General features: G+C 44.7%; 14 protein-coding genes. 4 read left to right on the top strand and 10 right to left on the bottom strand.

The window, feature by feature from the left end; all coding sequences use genetic code 11:
- Positions 1-105 precede the first annotated feature (105 nt).
- Positions 106-2,196, top strand: coding sequence for an elongation factor G (gene fusA / locus TTER_RS05285; RefSeq protein WP_012874996.1), 2,091 nt, complete (start codon positions 106-108; stop codon positions 2,194-2,196).
- On the opposite strand, the gene TTER_RS05280 is transcribed toward fusA, so the two are convergent.
- Positions 2,193-2,993, bottom strand: coding sequence for an HAD-IIA family hydrolase (locus tag TTER_RS05280; protein ID WP_012874995.1), 801 nt, complete (start codon positions 2,991-2,993; stop codon positions 2,193-2,195). The two genes, fusA and TTER_RS05280, sit on opposite strands and share 4 nt — an antisense overlap.
- A gap of 31 nt (positions 2,994-3,024) precedes the next feature.
- Positions 3,025-5,040 (bottom strand): hypothetical protein, encoded by a 2,016-nt coding sequence (locus tag TTER_RS05275; protein WP_012874994.1) that lies wholly within the window; start codon positions 5,038-5,040, stop codon positions 3,025-3,027.
- A gap of 116 nt (positions 5,041-5,156) precedes the next feature.
- Here TTER_RS05275 and TTER_RS05270 point away from each other — a divergent pair, with 116 nt between their 5' ends.
- Both TTER_RS05270 and TTER_RS05265 read left to right on the top strand, forming a co-directional pair.
- Positions 5,157-6,176, top strand: a complete 1,020-nt coding sequence (locus tag TTER_RS05270; protein ID WP_012874993.1) for a glycosyltransferase family 4 protein — start codon at positions 5,157-5,159, stop codon at positions 6,174-6,176.
- Between the two features lie 6 nt (positions 6,177-6,182).
- A complete protein-coding gene (locus TTER_RS05265; RefSeq protein WP_012874992.1) occupies positions 6,183-7,538 on the top strand; it encodes a bifunctional folylpolyglutamate synthase/dihydrofolate synthase in 1,356 nt (451 codons plus the stop codon).
- On the opposite strand, the gene TTER_RS05260 is transcribed toward TTER_RS05265, so the two are convergent.
- The 8 genes from TTER_RS05260 to mnmA form a co-directional block, all read right to left on the bottom strand.
- On the bottom strand, positions 7,506-8,186 hold the full coding sequence (locus tag TTER_RS05260) for a redox-sensing transcriptional repressor Rex (RefSeq protein WP_012874991.1): 681 nt from the start codon (positions 8,184-8,186) through the stop codon (positions 7,506-7,508). The two genes, TTER_RS05265 and TTER_RS05260, sit on opposite strands and share 33 nt — an antisense overlap.
- A gap of 31 nt (positions 8,187-8,217) precedes the next feature.
- Positions 8,218-9,057 carry an undecaprenyl-diphosphatase UppP gene (gene uppP / locus TTER_RS05255; RefSeq protein ID WP_012874990.1) on the bottom strand — a complete coding sequence of 280 codons (840 nt, stop codon included), beginning with the start codon at positions 9,055-9,057 and terminating at the stop codon, positions 8,218-8,220.
- A gap of 2 nt (positions 9,058-9,059) precedes the next feature.
- A complete protein-coding gene (locus TTER_RS05250; protein ID WP_041424371.1) occupies positions 9,060-10,103 on the bottom strand; it encodes a lysylphosphatidylglycerol synthase transmembrane domain-containing protein in 1,044 nt (347 codons plus the stop codon).
- 9 nt (positions 10,104-10,112) lie between these two features.
- Positions 10,113-10,823, bottom strand: coding sequence for a hypothetical protein (locus TTER_RS05245; RefSeq protein WP_148211892.1), 711 nt, complete (start codon positions 10,821-10,823; stop codon positions 10,113-10,115).
- Positions 10,824-11,595: 772 nt separating this feature from the next.
- Complete coding sequence (locus tag TTER_RS05240) at positions 11,596-13,869, bottom strand: flippase activity-associated protein Agl23 (RefSeq protein ID WP_012874987.1); 2,274 nt, start codon at positions 13,867-13,869, stop codon at positions 11,596-11,598.
- A 546-nt stretch (positions 13,870-14,415) separates the two neighbouring features.
- A complete protein-coding gene (locus TTER_RS15320) occupies positions 14,416-14,592 on the bottom strand; it encodes a YtxH domain-containing protein (protein ID WP_012874986.1) in 177 nt (58 codons plus the stop codon).
- Positions 14,582-14,953, bottom strand: a complete 372-nt coding sequence (locus TTER_RS05230) for a hypothetical protein (RefSeq protein WP_012874985.1) — start codon at positions 14,951-14,953, stop codon at positions 14,582-14,584. The genes TTER_RS15320 and TTER_RS05230 overlap by 11 nt, the downstream gene beginning before the upstream one ends.
- A 93-nt stretch (positions 14,954-15,046) precedes the next feature.
- Positions 15,047-16,114, bottom strand: a complete 1,068-nt coding sequence (gene mnmA, locus TTER_RS05225) for a tRNA 2-thiouridine(34) synthase MnmA (protein WP_012874984.1) — start codon at positions 16,112-16,114, stop codon at positions 15,047-15,049.
- 119 nt (positions 16,115-16,233) lie between these two features.
- On the opposite strand from mnmA, the gene recJ reads away from it, so the two are divergent.
- On the top strand, positions 16,234-17,928 hold the full coding sequence (gene recJ, locus TTER_RS05220; protein WP_012874983.1) for a single-stranded-DNA-specific exonuclease RecJ: 1,695 nt from the start codon (positions 16,234-16,236) through the stop codon (positions 17,926-17,928).
- Positions 17,929-17,946 lie beyond the last annotated feature (18 nt).

Here is a 17,946-nt window from a genome sequence, read left to right as displayed (position 1 = left end):
AGGAATCGGTTCAAATTATATTAGAAACCCCATTATTCGACCTATATTCAAAGTCGTTATATAATCCTCATCAACAAAAGGTCGTAGAGCAGGAAGGAGGAGAGTGTGAGAGCTTATCCTACAAGTAGAATCAGAAACATAGGGCTATTCTCACATGGAGGCACGGGTAAAACCTCTCTCGCAGAAGCTCTGCTATTTGCCAGTGGCAACTCCAAGAGGCTTGGAAGAGTTCTTGAAGGTAATACTATAAGCGACTATGATCCGGATGAGATCAAGAGGCATTCTTCGATCAGTTTGTCGCTAGTACCAATAGAATACCAGGATCACAAAATCAACTTGATAGATACACCTGGCTATTCGGAATTCATAGGTGACATGCAATGTGGCCTAAGAGTCGCTGACACAGCATTGATACTAGTAGACGCACATACTGGTATAGAGGTGGGCAGTGATCTCATGTGGTCTGCAGCATCCTCTCTGGGACTGCCAAGAGTCATTGTAGTCAATAAAATGGACCGCGAGAACAGTGACTTTGATCAGGTAGTCGAACAGACTAGAAGTCAGTGGGGATCAGCTGCCACCCCCCTGTTCGTGCCTATAGGTAGAGAGCAGGATTTCAGAGGTATAGCTAGTATTCTTACAGAAAAAGCATATATTTATAAGATCGACACCGCTGAGTTCCAAGAGGTAGATATACCACCGGAAGTAAGGGAGAGCTTCGAAAGGTATAAGGATGACCTAATAGAAAGAATAGCTGAAACCAGCGATGATCTTACGACCAAGTACCTTGAAGGAGAACCGCTGTCAGCAGACGAGATTACGAATGGTTTGAAGGCTGGAATACTATCATGTTCAATATTCCCAATAGTTCCAGTATCAGCCCTTCACGTAATCGGAGCTAGTCAGATACTTGACTTCGTTGTCGATTTCCTACCATCTCCAGATACAAGATCTTGTAAGGTATTACAGGATGGCAAAGAGATAAACCTACAACCACAATCTTCAGGAGAACTAGCGGCACTCGTCTTCAAGACTATAGCAGATCCATTTGTAGGTAAACTTAGCTACTTCAGAGTCTATAGCGGCACTATTAAAAGCGATACACATGTGTTTAACCCAAGAACGGGTAAAGAAGAGCGTATAGGTCAGCTGTTCTTCGTAAGAGGTAAGGAACAGAAGCCTACAGATAGGATAGAAGCTGGAGATATAGGGGCGGTTGCGAAGCTAGCAGAGACCCTAACTGGTGACACGCTAACTAGCCAGTCCAAGCCAATACAGCTTCCCAAGATAGAATTCCCACACCCAATTTATACTGCTTCTATCAGACCTAAGACTAAGGCTGATCTCGATAAGATGGGCAGTGCACTGCAGAGAATGCTTGAGGAAGATCCTACGCTTCATGTCAGCAGGGATCCCCAAACAGGAGAGACTCTAGTAAGCGGTATGGGAGAATCCCATATAGAGTTGATGGCGGAAAGAATGAAGCGTAAGTTCGGCGTAGAAGTCGAGATAGGTATACCAAGGGTCCCTTATAGGGAGACTATCACAGCTTCAGCTAGAGCTGAATACAAGCATAAGAAGCAGACCGGAGGGCATGGGCAGTACGGTCACGTTATACTTCAGATCGAACCTAATCCGAACTCAGAATTTGAGTTTCAATCCACAGTAGTAGGTGGTGCGGTTCCTAAGCAATACTTCCCTGCAGTGGAAAAGGGTGTACAAGAGGCCATGCAGGAAGGAACCGTAGCTGGTTATCCTGTGGTTAACGTGAAGGTTACCCTGACCGATGGTAGCTATCACTCAGTGGATTCTTCAGAAATGGCCTTCAAGCTGGCAGCATCGCAGGCATTCAAGAGAGGGATGAGCGAGGCTAAGCCGGTCCTACTGGAACCTATTATGGAAGTATCCATATACGTACCGGACCAATTTGTAGGAGACGTGATGAGCGATCTCAACAGCCGCCGTGCAAGGGTAGAGGGAATGGACCCCTCAGGTGCTGGGTTCACCGTAATTAGAGCTCAAGCACCTCTGGCTGAGATGCAGAAATATAGCAGCCAGTTAAGATCGATAACACAGGGAAGAGGAACCTTCACAATGGAATTCTCGCATTATGAGGAGGTGCCTCCACATCTAACCGATCAAATAGTGCAGGAAGCCAAGGCATATAGGGAGATGCAAAACTCAGGACATCACTAGTTAGCAGGGAATCTTCCCTCTAACAGAGATTGCAACAGATCATATAGATTATTGAAGACATAGTCAGGTTTACACTGGGATGCTATTATGTCTTTTTGTGTCGACACGCCCGTGAGCACTAAGACAGTAGTGAATCCCAGCCTTTTACCTGCCTCTATGTCCGTGTCAAGACGGTCACCTATGACGATCACCTCCCCATCGGGAGGAAGAAAGTCCAAAGCTATCCTGTAAAGGTTAGGTTCTGGTTTTCCGATGACTATTGGTTTCTTACCCGTCACAGCTGTTATTACGCCCAGCAGTGCCCCGGCACCAGGAATAAGGCCTTCTTCTGATGGGTAAGTAGTATCCAAATTCGTAGCCACAAAATTTGCGCCCTTCTGAATCGCTAAACAGGCCATCTTCAACTTGTTGTACGTTATGTCAAAATCTGTGCCGGCCACTACCCATTCAGGGTTATCCCAATCTGGCACAAAACGGTTTTCAGGGGTAAAGATGGCTTCAAAGAGCCCCGCTGCCCCCACAACCATTACTCGCGCACCAGAAGGAGCTTGCTTGCAAAGCCATTTAGCAGTAGCAATTGCAGAGGTAACTATCCTATTCTCGTCTACCCTTATACCTAACCCATGCAGTTTCTCAGCTACCTGTTTAGGAGTTCTTGTAGAGTTATTGGTAACCAAGGCATAAGGGTAACCTGCAGAGCTAATCTTCTCTAAGAATTCCTTTGAGCCTGGAAGCAAGGTATTACCTCTGTAAATTACTCCATCCAGGTCTATTAGGAATCTCAAGTTTTTAGCCATTTAACCCCCAATGCTCTGCAATTTTAGGGCTCTAACTAGATGGCAGCTTGCCATAGTATAGCTTATTGCCAGCAAGCAGAATCAACTTTGCATTAGCTTCATCAACAAAGACTGCAGATATATTACCAGTTACTCTACCAGGTAGATCCGGAATCAATTGAGCAACCAGCTGGCCATCAGCAGACATTTCCAAGATTCTATCTCGCCCCTCATCTAGAAAGTACAAATGCTGATTGGTATCCAAGGCGACGATACCAAAAGGTGCTGTCACAGGGGGGCTGGCTTCTATCCAGAGCTTCTTGTTGATCTTACCGTCAGTTATCTGTATAAGGCTACCATCCCTCGGACTCAAAGCCCACACATTGCCATCGGCGCCAAGACTGGATGAGCTGAATGTAATACCCTTCCTATTGCCCCTGATTATAGAGGCGGCACCAGGATTACGGATATCATATTCTAGAATCCCGTTGAATCCCTTAAGGGACACATACGCCCTAGTCCCATAGGTATCAAAGCCGGTAACCTTATCCCAATCCCAATTTCCTCCCAAACGCGTTTGAGTCCATCTTCCTGAAGTGAAATCATAATCAAACAGTCTACCTGCTCTATCTAGAATAAGAAGCCCCCCTTCTCGCCAAGAGATCCCAATAAATCTTACTGATCTCGAAGGAGAGATAAACCCTGGCCCACCTCCGGTTATATTTTTGATATAGACACGACCACTATCTTTATTCAGGACCACAACTTTATTGTCAAGCAATATAATCTTGGCATCTGCAGAGGTTCTTAGTCCCGGCACAGTTCCCAATAATTTCAGATTCTTGAGATGCTCTATCTTACGAACCTTTTCCCAGTTTGACTGTATAGCAGCGCGAACAACAGCTATCTTTGTACTGGAAGGATCTATCTTCTCAGCATCTGCTACCAAGCTTTGAGCGTTTTGAAGGTGTCGTACAGCTTCCTGTAGCGACGTATTATGGGCGGCAGAAATTTCCTTCTGAGCCCTAGACAATAGGTTCTCAACCTTGTTAACCCTCTGGAATCCCTCAAATGCTCGGGCACCAAGCGCCATAGCTAGCGCAAATATTAGTACTATCCCAATGATAGAAGCTGTTCTTGCAATTAGGGCTCGACTCTGAAATCTGTGTTTTAGAATCCTTCCAGCACTAGTCCAAAAGCCATTAGAACTCTTGATACGCACCAATGGTATAGGCCAACCCTGGTCATCCGTATTCGGAGTATGTTTATCTTTAGAACCCTTGTGAACTAAATGACCATCTATCTTTAGTTTGTTCTGCACCCAAGTAGATATACTTTGCCAAGATGGAATATTAGATGATATGGGCCTTTTGTTGGGTGAATCTGGGAATTCGATTACTAAGGCATGACCATCCAATATAGATCTCTCGATAGAAAGCGCAAACAATTTGTCAATAATAACTTCATAGTCGTCATATAAAAATTCTTCCTTAGCAGATTCATACAAAGCGGAGGCCAGATCTGTAGAAAGTGCCACCACAGTATCGCCTTGCATGAAACCACTTCTGTGAAGTTCAACCTCAGCACGCTGCTCAAGTCCCAAAGGCGTAAGTTCTTCTTCCGGAAGAGGACCATCAGGGGGAAAGAAGCTTACTTCGCCACCATGTATAACGAGAATAGCAGCTGGCTGAACTTGCGCAATGTAGACCTCTTGGTCATGTAGCACAATACAGCTTATTCCGAGGTAAGCTTGCTTATGTATAGGTGCTCCTGAGTTGTACTCATACATGAGCCTATTAGCCTGGTTTATCGCTTCCTCGAGCGCACCAGTAATAGTAGGTGAGTTACTTGTGTAGTAGGACTCTTCGACCGTCTCCATTACAAGTTTGGCGGCCGTAGTTGCACCAACACTAGGGCAAGCAGGCTGAGTCAATATCCAAAGCTTACCCCTCGAACGCAAGATTCTACTCGGTCTATCCCTGCCACCCTCCAAGGCAAAATCTGTTTGATCTTGCCTTATTCCACTTATAATCCCTATCTGAGCTGTATTCACTTGTATCTTACTCATGTTAGGCCTCCTCAGACTTGGCAAGGCGTACAATAACACCTTAGCAACGAGGACAATGCCTAACTAGATAGTGTTAAAGTTTGTTATCATCTTCTTCACGGAGGTGACTAGCAAACGTGCGCATAGGGATACTAGGACCTGTTGCCTGGAGAATTCCTCCCAGAAAGTATGGAGGTTGGGAGAACGTGACCTATCTCTTAGTTGAGGGACTAGTTAAGCGAGGTTATGATGTAACCCTCTTTGCCACAGCTGACTCGGTAACGAGCGCCAAACTCGAGAGCATCGTCCCAAGACCTTTAGAAGAAGACAGTTCATTACCTCCGAGGGTTTATGAGACTCTCCATATAGTGAATGCTTACGAAAAGGCTAAAAACTTCGATATCCTCCACAACAATATAGGGGTATATGGCACAGTCTTGTCCAAGCTTTCTCCTATCCCTGTGTTGACTACGCTTCATGGATCAGCAGCTGAATCTGACAGCAGGATTATCTATACTAGATATAAAGATCATCCGTATGTTTCAATATCCAACGCTGAAAGAAGGATCTGCCCCGAATTAAACTATATATCAACTGTGTACAACGGCATAGACATAGCCTCAGCACCAGAGCCAACTACTCCTGAGGATTACCTGTTATTTGTTGGAAGACTATCTCCTGATAAAGGAATTCACAATGCTATAAAGGTTTCGCTTGCTACTGGAAGAAGATTAATTATAGCCGGCATAATACCTAAAGCTAATGAGGAGTATTACGAAAAAGAGATCAGCCGTTACGTAGACGGCAGAAATATAATATACATAGGACCTGTCGACCCTGTTAACCGAAACCGCCTCATGAACAAAGCCTACGCTTTACTTCACCTAGTGGAATACGAGGAGGCATTCGGACTAACCATGGCTGAAGCTATGGCAACTGGTTGTCCAGTAATAGGTAACAACCGGGGCTCAGTTCCTGAAGTCGTCAAGCACGGAGAGACAGGATTCGTAGTCAACACCTTAAACGAAGCCATAGAGGCCATAGATAAGGTTAAATTTATCGATAGAAAAAAGTGCAGGGAATGGGTCAACCAAAGGTTCTCTGCGGATCAGATGGTATCTGGCTATATCGAAGTTTATCAGAGGTTGTTAGGGTAGCAGTTTATGACTATCAATTCATATGCAGATGCACTCCGTTATATTTATAGCTTTGCTGATTATGAGAGGAACAAGCCTAGATCTCCTGAGGGAATGCACTTAGAAAACGTTAGGCTCCTGCTTGAGTCCGTAGGAAATCCTCATGAAAAGCTAAAACTAGTACACATAGCAGGCACCAAAGGCAAGGGGTCAACTTCCGCCATGATCTCTTCGGTACTTATATCATCAGGATATAAGGTAGGTACATATACATCTCCCCATCTACATACTCACAGGGAGCGTTATCAAATCAATGCTCAGCCCGTCAATGAAGACACATTTGTAAATGTACTTAACGAAATAAAACCTGCAGCTGACGAGCTCGCAAAAGATAGAAAAGTAACCACCTATGAGATCACCACAGCACTAGCATTTAAACTTTTTGAAGAGGAAGATATAGACTGGGGTGTAATAGAGGTAGGACTTGGTGGAAGGTTAGATTCCACCAACGTAATCATCCCTAAAGTTTCGGTTATAACGGCTATAAGCCTTGACCATACTGAAGTATTGGGAGACACACTAGCCAAAATTGCAGCCGAAAAGGCCGGCATAATAAAACCACAAGTTCCTGTAGTTATAGCTCCGCAGTACCAGGAAGCCATGGAAGTCCTAAAGCAAAGGGCTCTTGATAACCACTCTCAGGCCCTTATAGTAGACGAATTAATGGAGGCTAGAAATACACAAACTGAGGACTTATCTAGCCAAAGTTTCACCTTGCACACGAAGCTGTGTCTACATAACCAGCCCCTAGATAGCCAAAGCTTCACAATACCCCTTATAGGTAGATACCAAACAGATAACGCGCTCACAGCTATCACCACTGCATGGCTCCTGTCACAAGATGCCGCGCCAGCTATTAATCTCACGACCCTAATGGAAGGCTTGCGCAACGTGAAGTGGCCTGGAAGGTTCGAGGTTGTGCCCGGAACACCACTGATAATCTTGGATGGTGCTCACAACCCAGAATCGGTAGGAAAGCTGAAGAACACAGTCAAAGAATTGTTGTCAAATAAGAGACGCATATATGTCTTCGGGGCTGGGTTTGGGCACGACTTTCATGGTATGTTAGAACAGCTGAGAGAAGAGGAGCTGATAATATGTAAATCTATCCACCCAAGAGCTGTACCTCCGGAGACACTAAGTCAAATTGCTTCCAATTTAGGTATAAAGCATCAAGTTAGACCTACCGTGGAGGAAGCCCTAGACTTAGCAAAAAGCTTGGACGATGTTGATGCGGTAATTGTAGGTGGTAGTCTCTTTGTTGTAGCAGACGCAAGGCTAGCGCTAGGTCTAACTAGTTATATCGATCCTGTCACTAGCTGACGATAGCTTTCTTTTCCTTCTCGACTCATAGGGTTCTAGGTAGTATGTCAGACTCTGCATCGCTGCTACAGGATCTATATCATAAACCCTAACATCATCGGGCACTTGTATAGTAGCCGGTGCATAATTCAGAATAGCTTTTATCCCAGATCTCACCAACTCATCAGCTACTTCCTGGGCGGATGATGGAGGCACTGCAATTATGGCAATGCGTATACCCTCTCGAGAGATCTGTTCAGGCATTAAGCTCACGTCCTCAACTACCAAGCCATTTAACCTAGTATTTATCCTATTGGGATTATGATCATACACATGTCTGATACGGAAGCCATGCTGCTCCAGCCTCGGATATCTAGTAACAGCCCTACCGAGCGAACCAGCACCGACTAACACCACATCCCAATCCCTATCCAAGTTCAAAATCCGTCGGAGCTCGGATAACAGCAGTTCTACGCTATATCCCTTCCCCTGCTTACCGAATTCTCCAAAATAAGAAAGATCCCGTCTAACTTGAGTAGCAGTAACACCAGCAGACTTGGCTAACTCCTGAGAAGAAACCACATCTTTCCCCATCTGAGCCATCTGCTGTAAGGAGCGATAGTAAATTGGCAATCTTTTTATAACTACCTCTGGTATATCTCTTTGCATTACCTAGCTAATAAACCTACTGGAAATATTTTTACCTTCCTAATAGTAAAAGGAGCAATATAACTGCAGCAAGCGCAATCCTATAGAAGGCAAACACCTTTATTGAGTGTTTTTTCAAGTAGTCGATCAAGAATGCAATACTAAGATAGCCGACAACCGCAGAGGATGCCATCCCTATAAGAAAGGTAATTATTTCCCCTTCCGGTATACCTTCTCCCAAAAGTTTTGCAAATTCGAGTAAGCCTGCCCCTAATATCACCGGTACAGATAGCAGAAAGGAGAATCTGGCAGCATCCGACCTGGCAAATCCCAGTAGCAAAGCCGCTGTAATAGTAATGCCAGATCTAGATACTCCAGGCATCAGGGCCAATGACTGGGCAATACCTATAAGAAAAGCGTCACTCATCCTCACATGGCAAATCTGCTTCTTTCCGTCGGCTCTCGAATCCGCCCAGATTAAGATCAATCCTACAATGACTAGACCAGCTACTATAGCTAACAAGCTGGTAGTGCTTCTGGTTCCAGAATGGAAAAAGTTATCTATAGGGTTTTCGAAAATGTAGCCAATAACTGCTGCAGGGACAGAACCGATCGCAAGCAAAAGCAACATTCTTACCGATTCTATGTCCCTTTTAAAACCGGAGATGACGCTCCTGATACTACCGTGTGCTATTCCGAAAAGATCCTTCCAGAAATATATAAATACAGCTACTAACGTTCCTACTTGTAATGCTACATTGAAGGCCAAACCTGGCCCTCCCCAACCCAACATCCAAGGTACCAAGATTAGGTGAGCAGAGCTACTTACAGGAATGAACTCAGTAAGCCCTTGTACAATACCTAGTATCAGGGCATGTAAAGGGTTGTCCAAATTTATTCTCCTCCTGAAAGATCTACAACAGCATCTTTACGTGTAGCGAGGCTAGATACAACACTCAACCTAACACCAAGCAGAAACCACAATAAGGTACCAACTAGAATCACCGGAACTACCAAGACCACATGCAGGAGAAAAGCATATCCCAGTATAGCTTCTTTAGAAAGAAAGGAGACCGAGCTTAATGCCAACAACACCCCTGCCTCGAAGGTACCAATATAACCTGGAGCTGCAGGTATGAGAGTGAAAAGATTCGCAACAGCTAGAGTTAGTAATACGTAAGAAAAACTAATATCAAAGTCAATGGATTTTGCCACCAGCCAGTAAGTTATCCCCTCGATCATCCATGAGAGTGATGATAAAATGAGTCCTCCGACTACTATCCTGGGACTGCGAAGAATTTTCACACCTGATATGAACCTTGTACAGATCTCCCCGATCCTGTCAAAACCCCTAATAGGGAACAGGCGGCTAATGAATATGATGGTGCTGTAAGGCATATATGCAAGAGAGATCAAAAATAGCATTGCTACCAAGAGTAGCAATGCTACGGTCAACATCACATGGCTAGCGTCTCTTGACATTGATACCAAGAAGCTGGTACCGAAAGCAATTGCCAGCATCACGATGGCATCCATAAACCTCTCAATAAGTATTGTTCCAAGCGAGAGACTCTTGGAAACACCCTCAAATTTAGATAGTAGGTAAACCCTTACGAATTCCCCTGCCCTAGCAGGTAACACATCATTGCCCATATATCCTACGGTAAGTGAAGAAAACAGATTTTTGATCGAGCATCTCTTATACGGAGACAATAGCAGTCCCCACCTGAAAACTCTGATTAGTACTCCTAAGAAGTACACAGCTATCGCCGCCAAGATCTCTGGATAGCGGGTATTGCTTAGTATTGACAGTACATGCCTTACATCTACACTCCTAAATGCTAGCCCCAGAAAAACGAGGCTTACTAAAAATGTAAACCAGCTTTTCCAAGAAAACAGGTATCTATAATTCTTATTCATCACAGATAACTCTGACATTAGTGTTTATCACCTACTTCTGATTTGTCTCCAGATATCCTGCCTCCAGGCTATCAGGAGGCTTTGTGGATACTGGTTTCCCGAACTATTACCCCTAATAGTCTCTACAACATAACCTTTTCTTGGGAGCAAACTTGAGCTTGTTGTGAGATAAGCCTCATCTGATGGCACCACCTTTCCAACATTGACTCTTCTCAGATCACTTAGGTACCATCTAGCTTCGTAGGCCAATTCTTGTGATACCCCGACGGTCATAGCTCTGCCGCCTTCAGGTTCACTAACAGTACGATCTAGTCGGTAGATCTCTCTTGATACTTTAACGACCCTATCAAAAGCCGATGATACAACCTGAGTAGTAAATCCCATCTCAGCATAGCCATCACCCGTTAGAGTAAGAGCACGATGCGACCAAGGCGTCAAAGAGGTTATAGCAGCTACAAACAGGAAAACTGCTAATAAAGTCACCATTAAATCCCTGTCCTGCAGAAGTCGAGTTAGAGCCAATGTAAAGAACCAGCATCCAACAAGCGTAGATAGCATTAATATTATGTAGATTGGGAAATCTACCAGTAGAACTAGCAGGCCGCCTAGCACCAGCATGGCCAATAGAGATAAAAACATGTAGAGATCTATATGCAAGTCTCTATAACGCTTGAGGCGCAGATAAGCTAACAAACATGTAGCCAGGATCAAAACTAAGAAAGGCGCAGAGGTTATCATATAAACAAGTATCCTCACCGGACTGTCCAAGGGATCAGAAACATACCCTCCCTCGAAGACATATTTGAGGGCAGGAAGCCTTGTAAATCCATAACTTAGGGTAAAAATTACTCCTAATAACCAAGAAACAACTAAGCAAGCTATCGCAAAGTGCGTCCAACCTGACCGCCTTGTATGATAGAGAGCCAAAGCCAAGAGGAAAATACTCAAACAGATACCAGTAATACCCAGGCCGAATATAAATCCAACGACAAAGAGCATAACTACCATAACTAGTAATGACCTAGCGCTTATTAACCAGGGTAAAAGCGAGAGCGTAAGAAAAACAGCTGAGCCCTCAGGCAGCGCGAAAGAACTTAGAGCTACCCAAGATGGAAACAGGGATAGTGAAAGTATGAAAGACAAAGTAAGAAAGTTATACTTGCGGTAGGAGTAGAGATAGGTCGTCAACGAGCCAATAGCCACTAAGCTAAGCAGCAAATTCAAGGCTCTGACTGAGTAATCCGACTTCCCAAGGATAAACAACAATAGGGACAGCAGTTGGACCTGAGCAGGAGCAAGCGAAATGTTGCTTGCTTGCCCTTCTCTAAGCAGGTTTAGTGCTGCCAAAGCATATTGAATTTCAAAAGACGAGAGGGAAACCCTAATAAGGGCCGTAAGACGCAACAGTAAAGCTAAGAAAAACGAAAAGGCTAGTATTAAGACAAGAAGACACCTACTTGAAAGAGCAAATTGACCGGCTCCCCTAAGAGTCTTGAGTAAAGAACGCATCCTATTGCGTTCTCCCCTGGTTGAATAGAGGCAGCAAATCATTGCGAACGTAAACTACCATATCGAAAGAATCCAAAGTGCCATCAGGTTCTCGATATATGTAGTAGCGCCATAGCTTTGCTTGCCTCTCTGGCTCACGTAGATTCCATAGGTTATTGGTGATAGAACCGAGCTGATGGACAAATGAATCTTTACCACTCGTTTCAGGTGCTAGATCTCTGTACATGCTTTCTGGAAACCACCAACGCATTGGATATACAAACGAGGTATAGCCCTTCATGTAAGGCTCAACTTTGTTTTGATTAGCAACACCTACTATAACGAATTGCGCGTTCTTTGGAGCAGAAGTCGGCCCCTGGGGTTCATAGCTAGCATTTGGAAAGTTCCTAAGATACCAAACGAATGGCCATGATACCTCGGAATCGTAGATAATACTAGCACTCTCGGGTGTGCCGTTGACCTTCTCAGAAACATACTCAAACGCTTTGATTAGATTAGGGACTCTAGGAGTGGTCTGGACATATATAAGCATCTCTCTGGGTACGTCACTATAGACATATGAAGCCTGTATGGCAGACCTGATAGTGTAGATGACACATAACGTTAGTATGGTAATAGTTAAGACCATCATCGTTGTTCGAAATCTCAAGAACCAAAGGGATATAATCAAGACTATTATTGCTGCTGCAAGACCTATATAAAGAGGTGATATACCGATGATATTCGGGTTATAACCCGGAATTGAGACCTGATTAGCAGCATCAACCACCCTCTTTGTCCAGCTAGCCATCTGAATGAAAGTCCACGCAGCTATGATAAGCAGTACCGAGATCGGCAGCAGCAATCTTCCTATCTGCCTTTCATTAGCTAAAATTTCAGTATTTGATAAAACACGGGAAATAACCAAGGATGCTAACAGGAGAAAAGGCAAGGCTATGTGGAGAGAAAGCCAGGGCATCTTCTCACCTGCCCAGCTATAGATTGCAAAGCTCATGATTGCCCAATACACGAGAAACATATAAATGAAGAAAGGCAGGTCAATGTGGGAGTCCTTCTTATAGAACTTTCTAGCCAACCAGAACACTCCATAAAGTATTCCTATTAGCCCAAAGAGAGTAGGAATAGGCTCATATAGAGGCTGCATTACAGCGTAATAGAACCATGGTTGTCCACCCCGGCGTTCCTCGTGCTGCGCTAGCCAATAGAACAGCTGCCCAAAGGATCCACTTAGCAAGCCGCCCAGCACATTTGTGTAGAGGCTGGTATAAAGAGGCACTGCTATTACCATGAAAGATCCAATCATTACTGCAAGCTGCTTACCAGGTTGAGGCATACATGCTATAGCTTCGGATAATGGATCGCCGCTAACGTAACCTTTTCTGATATAAACCAAACTCTTCCAGAATCCATCTCTCCTCAATATCACAAATAAGATCCCAAGCCAAACTATCAAGAACAAAGCGAATAGCTGCACTTGGGGGCTGGATATCATTCCAAAAGCATAATCTAAGCACTGAGAGAAAGTGGGGTGATCAAAAGGTATAGCCGGCAGCGGTGCCCAGTTCAGCATTTCGGGAAGAACTTTGATTGTTAATACCCATGCTATAGGGACTGCTAAGTTCCAGATCAGGGCCTTCTTACTATGCACCAGCAAAAGATACAGATAGATAAAAGAAGCAAATATGAATATAATAATAAAACTTATCTCTTTGGCGCAGAATAGGAAAACCCAACTTATCCATGCAATATGCATCCATAGAGGGTTGCGGGATGCAACCCATCTAATTAGTCCTGCAAACATCAATAATCCCCAGAGTGCTCCGTAAATATCGTTACGTATAAACCTCGAATAATAGAGCATCTCAGGGGATATCAGAAGCAGAAAAGAAGCTAACAAAGCAGTTCTTCTACCGATTAGATCGCGGAGAATAACCGGGAGAGGGACCAAGATCGTGCCAAATAGTGCAGGGACAATTCTAGCTGTATAGTCCGAATCGCCAAACAGGGTATATACAATCGCGTTGGTATGAAACAGGAAAGGGCCATGCATCATGGGATCATGTACATAGCCGAAACCTTTATAGTACAACCACGAGAAATATGCATGCAGGCTCTCATCGTGATGAAGGGCACGACTGCCCAGATCCCAGAATCTCGTAAGAGCTGCAATTAGAGTGAAAAGCACATAGAGAGCCAGCTCCCATCTACTTAACTGGGATTTGATCTCGAGCTCTTTAGACGGGCTCGTTTCGGTACTTACGGATGAAGTCATCATAAAAGAGTGGCTGCCCTGATCTCCCTTTGTATGTAATCCTAGTAAAGGACGTAAGAAATTCTACACTAGTTTCAACTTGTGGCTATGACTAGAGCCAGGTTTCCTCTGAAAGCTCCTCCGGCTCACTAACCGATAGGAGACGAACAAGCATCAACCTTAAGAAGTAAGCAATTTGACAGAAAAGCCACATAGAAACGGGCAATGCTACAACCAAGAACAAGCCGTAGATACTTACAGGACGTCCTGTAAGTAAGCATCTAAGCGCATAGAGAACGAACAGGAAAGAACCAATAGTGGTACCCAGCCACATCAGAGCAGAAAAGCCAGTCGACTTATCCCCAGTCTTAAAAGAATAATATGCCAGGTCCAGCAACTCTTTAAATATCGATGGTAGAGAAGAAACGAATATCTTAATCCAAAACATGCTTATCAAGATCTGAAACTAAATTCCTCGTGGAGATAATAGAGGTAATAGTGACCGAATATGTAGGGACAATAAAAGTAGTTTAACTTAGACGGTCTAGGTGTGGAGTCAGGAGAAAGGATCTACCCTCTCCTGACTCTTGACAATAGCTTTTCTCTAAGGTCTCTTCCGGATGAAGGTGCCTGTAGTAGTCCCACTATAACTCCCGCCAGTAAGCCCAAGATAAACCCTGGGATCAAACCACTTTCTGGATCCTTTCTAATTATTACTATCTGGTTCTTACTCTCCTTATTTGCCATTACCTCTCCTCATAAAAGCCTGAACTGCGGCCCTAGCTCCAGCAGCAGCTGCTGACACCTTGATAAGTGGGGCGGTTATCCTCTCTCCTACAAAAGCGGTGGTACCCCTTACTGTCTCAGCACTCGAGTTAGCCTTATCGAGTATAGGGCCAATTTTTTCCCTAATAAGCGCAAATAATGCGATAAGGACGATCGTCAGACCTACCATGAGTATGGCCCAAAGTAATAGGAAGAAGCCCAATGCAATAATAACGATATCTCTCCACTGGGCTAGCGTAGGGGTAAAGATAACTCCTATCAGGACGATGATAAGAATCAACACAAGCAAACCTATACCTATAGCAAGAAAGGCTCTCTTCAAAAGATTCCCTCCGTGTTTGATTTCCTAAGTGAAGAGTATAACCATAAAATGGCTCTAAATGTGGCGTGTAGCAATCTTCACGCCAAGACAAAATCAGGAAGTTGCCTTCCCCCCTCCCAGAACCTCTTCACCCTGATAGAATACCACAGCTTGACCTGGTGCCACATTACCCGGCCCCAAAAGTTCCACCCTTACGGACCTATCGTCTTCTGGGTGCACGATGGCAGGGATACTAGCACCGCGATATCTGAGCTTCACCTCACACTCAAAAGCTTCCGTTCTCGGAGAACCATCTATGTAGTTGACATCGCACAACCTTATCTCACGCGAACTCAACTCTTCTTTGGTACCCACAACCACCATGTTCTTTTCAGGGTCAAGTCTAACAACATACATAGGCTTGCCTACGGTTATTCCCAAGCCTTTCCTCTGCCCAATAGTATAGAAAGCCACGCCGTGGTGGACCCCCAGCTGCCGACCACTTGTATCAACTATTGGGCCGGGGGACTCAGCATGGGGAGCTAAGCGCCTGACAAATGCTCTGTAATCTCCGCTAGGAATAAAGCATATATCTTGACTCTCAGGCTTATTGGCCGTTACCAACCCATACTTCCTGGCCAACTCCCTGGTTTCAGCCTTAGTCTGTTCACCAATGGGCAAAAGCGTCCGCTCAAGCTCTCTTTGAGAGAGCATATAGAGGGTATAGCTCTGATCCTTAGCTGCATCTACCCCGGTAAGGAGCTTAACTCCGCTCTCAGTTCTACGAAGACGCGCATAGTGGCCGGTAGCTATATAGTCAGCTCCAAGGGCCATAGCCCTCTCAAAGAGATGGTGAAACTTAATATGAGCATTGCATGCTAAGCATGGGTTAGGAGTTTTACCCTGCAGATACTCACTCACGAAGTAATCTACTACATCCCTTGTAAACTCCCTCTCCATATTGAGAGCATAAAAGGGTATGCCTAACTTCCTGCACACTGCCTCGGCATCTCTCATAGAATCCAGCGTGCAGCACTGTTTGTTCAAACTGTATGCCTGCGAGTCCTCTTTTGAATACAGACGGAGGTTAACGCCGATAACATCATAACCCTGATCGCGCAGCATAGCTGCAGCGACAGAGCTGTCGACACCTCCGCTCATTGCAACTACTACAGTAGCCATCTCTCTCCTAGCAAACCTTTCATCTTTATACAATCACTCCATACAATATTTATGTTACCTAATTCGGACACTCGAAGTCATGCTTGGAACGAGTCTAAAAGTCTGCTAGCATCTAATGTATGTCTATACAGTCAACTACTAAGCATTGGCGAGTGAAGTGGTCAGGTGATAACTCTCTGCCAGCAACTGAGAGGCTGCTACTGAGCAGGGGGTTGGTATCTGTACATGATCGGGATCTGTTTTTCGTTGAGAATCCCCTCTACCAACTTGGAGACTTACTTGGAAACCCATTAGAACTTCCCGATGCGGAGCAAGCTGCATTCGAAATCCTCAAAGCTATAAACAATAATGAGGATATCTGGATATATGGTGACTATGATGTCGATGGTGTGACCGCTAGTGCCATTCTAGGAAGGGGATTGAAGCAGCTCGGCGTTACACCCAAGTTTTATATACCACATAGAATTGACGAAGGATTTGGGCTTAACAAAGATGCTATTGCTACGATTGCAGAAAAGGGCTGTAAGACCTTAGTAACGGTAGACTGTGGTGCTAGCAATGTAGAAGAGGTTGAGTACGCGAAATCTCTAGGGCTAAGAGTAATCATTACCGACCATCACACCACAACCTCGGAAATAGACTTCCCAGTCCCAGTAGTAAACCCGATTAGGCAGACGGGAAACTATCCTTATAGAGAGCATACAGGCGCCGGTGTAGCTTATTCCTTTCTAAGAGCTATAGTATACAAAAGCCCTATTCGCAAAAGAATAAAGGTTCATCCACTGATACAGTTAGCAGCACTTGGTACCATAGGTGACGTTGCTCCCCTAACTGGCGAGAACCGGTTATTGGTGAAAGCGGGACTACAGTCAATGCGAACTGTCCCGCTAGTAGGATTGAGGGCTCTCTTTCAGCGAAGCGGCATAATCTCCTCTTTTGTAAATGAAGCAGATCTAGCGTTCAAGATAGTTCCCAGGCTCAACTCAGCAGGCAGAATGTCTCACGCAAAGGTAGCCCTGAAGCTTCTACTTACAGACGACGCATTGGACGCCTTCAAGATATCGATGCACCTCGAAAAACTAAACGCACTTCGGAAGGCAACTACCGATAGCATGCTAGTTGAAGCTAGGGAGATGATAGAAAGTGGCACAGCCCTCAACGGTAATATAATCACCGTCGCTAAGGATGGTTGGTCACCAGCACTATTAGGTATCATCGCTGCACAACTTGTGCGTGAGTACGGCAAACCTGTAATAGTTGCTAGCATATCAGGAGATAAGGCCAGGGCAAGCGTGCGATCAATCACTGGCAAGGATATTATGATTCCTCTTAACAACTGCTCTTCCCTGATGCTAGAGTTCGGGGGCCACTCACATGCTGCTGGATTCACATGCAAAGTATCGGATCTTCAGGACGTACACCACCATTTAGATGCCGAGATACCTAACATTAGCGCTATTGAGGATCTACCCGAGGTGGATATAGAGGTATCTCCCCAAGACATAAATGAAGATCTCTCGAACCTGCTTTGCAGGATGGCACCATTTGGTCAGGGGAATCCCGAGCCCAGGTTTGGTATAAGCGATGTCCAGATGCATAATATTCAGTTAGTAGGTAGCGAGTTCTCACATCTCAAATTCGAGATAGAAGGAGCAAGTGGTAGAAGGATCGAGGTACTTGGATTTGGAGCAGGCAGCTACTATAGGGAAGCTATTAGAGCAAATACAGCTAGTATGATTGTTGCACCACTACTGGATAGATGTGGTAGCTACAGGCTGCTGCGCTTCAAGCTCATCCACTTGTTCTTAGCTTAAGCGACTACTCAGCTAGCA

Origin of the sequence: Thermobaculum terrenum ATCC BAA-798 (assembly GCF_000025005.1) — a bacterium.
Taxonomy (GTDB): Bacteria; Chloroflexota; Chloroflexia; order Thermobaculales; family Thermobaculaceae; genus Thermobaculum; species Thermobaculum terrenum.
This window is presented reverse-complemented; position numbering and strand designations above follow the sequence as displayed.

Bases quoted from the DNA above. Each gene is read 5' to 3' on its own strand.
- TTER_RS05280 (WP_012874995.1), bottom strand. From the start codon at position 2,993: ATGGCTAAAAACTTGAGATTCCTAATAGACCTGGATGGAGTAATTTAC.
- TTER_RS05275 (WP_012874994.1), bottom strand. From the start codon at position 5,040: ATGAGTAAGATACAAGTGAATACAGCTCAGATAGGGATTATAAGTGGA.
- TTER_RS05265 (WP_012874992.1), top strand. From the start codon at position 6,183: ATGACTATCAATTCATATGCAGATGCACTCCGTTATATTTATAGCTTT.
- TTER_RS05260 (WP_012874991.1), bottom strand. From the start codon at position 8,186: ATGCAAAGAGATATACCAGAGGTAGTTATAAAAAGATTGCCAATTTAC.
- TTER_RS05250 (WP_041424371.1), bottom strand. From the start codon at position 10,103: ATGTCAGAGTTATCTGTGATGAATAAGAATTATAGATACCTGTTTTCT.
- TTER_RS05245 (WP_148211892.1), bottom strand. From the start codon at position 10,823: ATGATAACCTCTGCGCCTTTCTTAGTTTTGATCCTGGCTACATGTTTG.
- TTER_RS05240 (WP_012874987.1), bottom strand. From the start codon at position 13,869: ATGATGACTTCATCCGTAAGTACCGAAACGAGCCCGTCTAAAGAGCTC.
- TTER_RS15320 (WP_012874986.1), bottom strand. From the start codon at position 14,592: ATGGCAAATAAGGAGAGTAAGAACCAGATAGTAATAATTAGAAAGGAT.
- mnmA (WP_012874984.1), bottom strand. From the start codon at position 16,114: ATGGCTACTGTAGTAGTTGCAATGAGCGGAGGTGTCGACAGCTCTGTC.
- recJ (WP_012874983.1), top strand. From the start codon at position 16,234: ATGTCTATACAGTCAACTACTAAGCATTGGCGAGTGAAGTGGTCAGGT.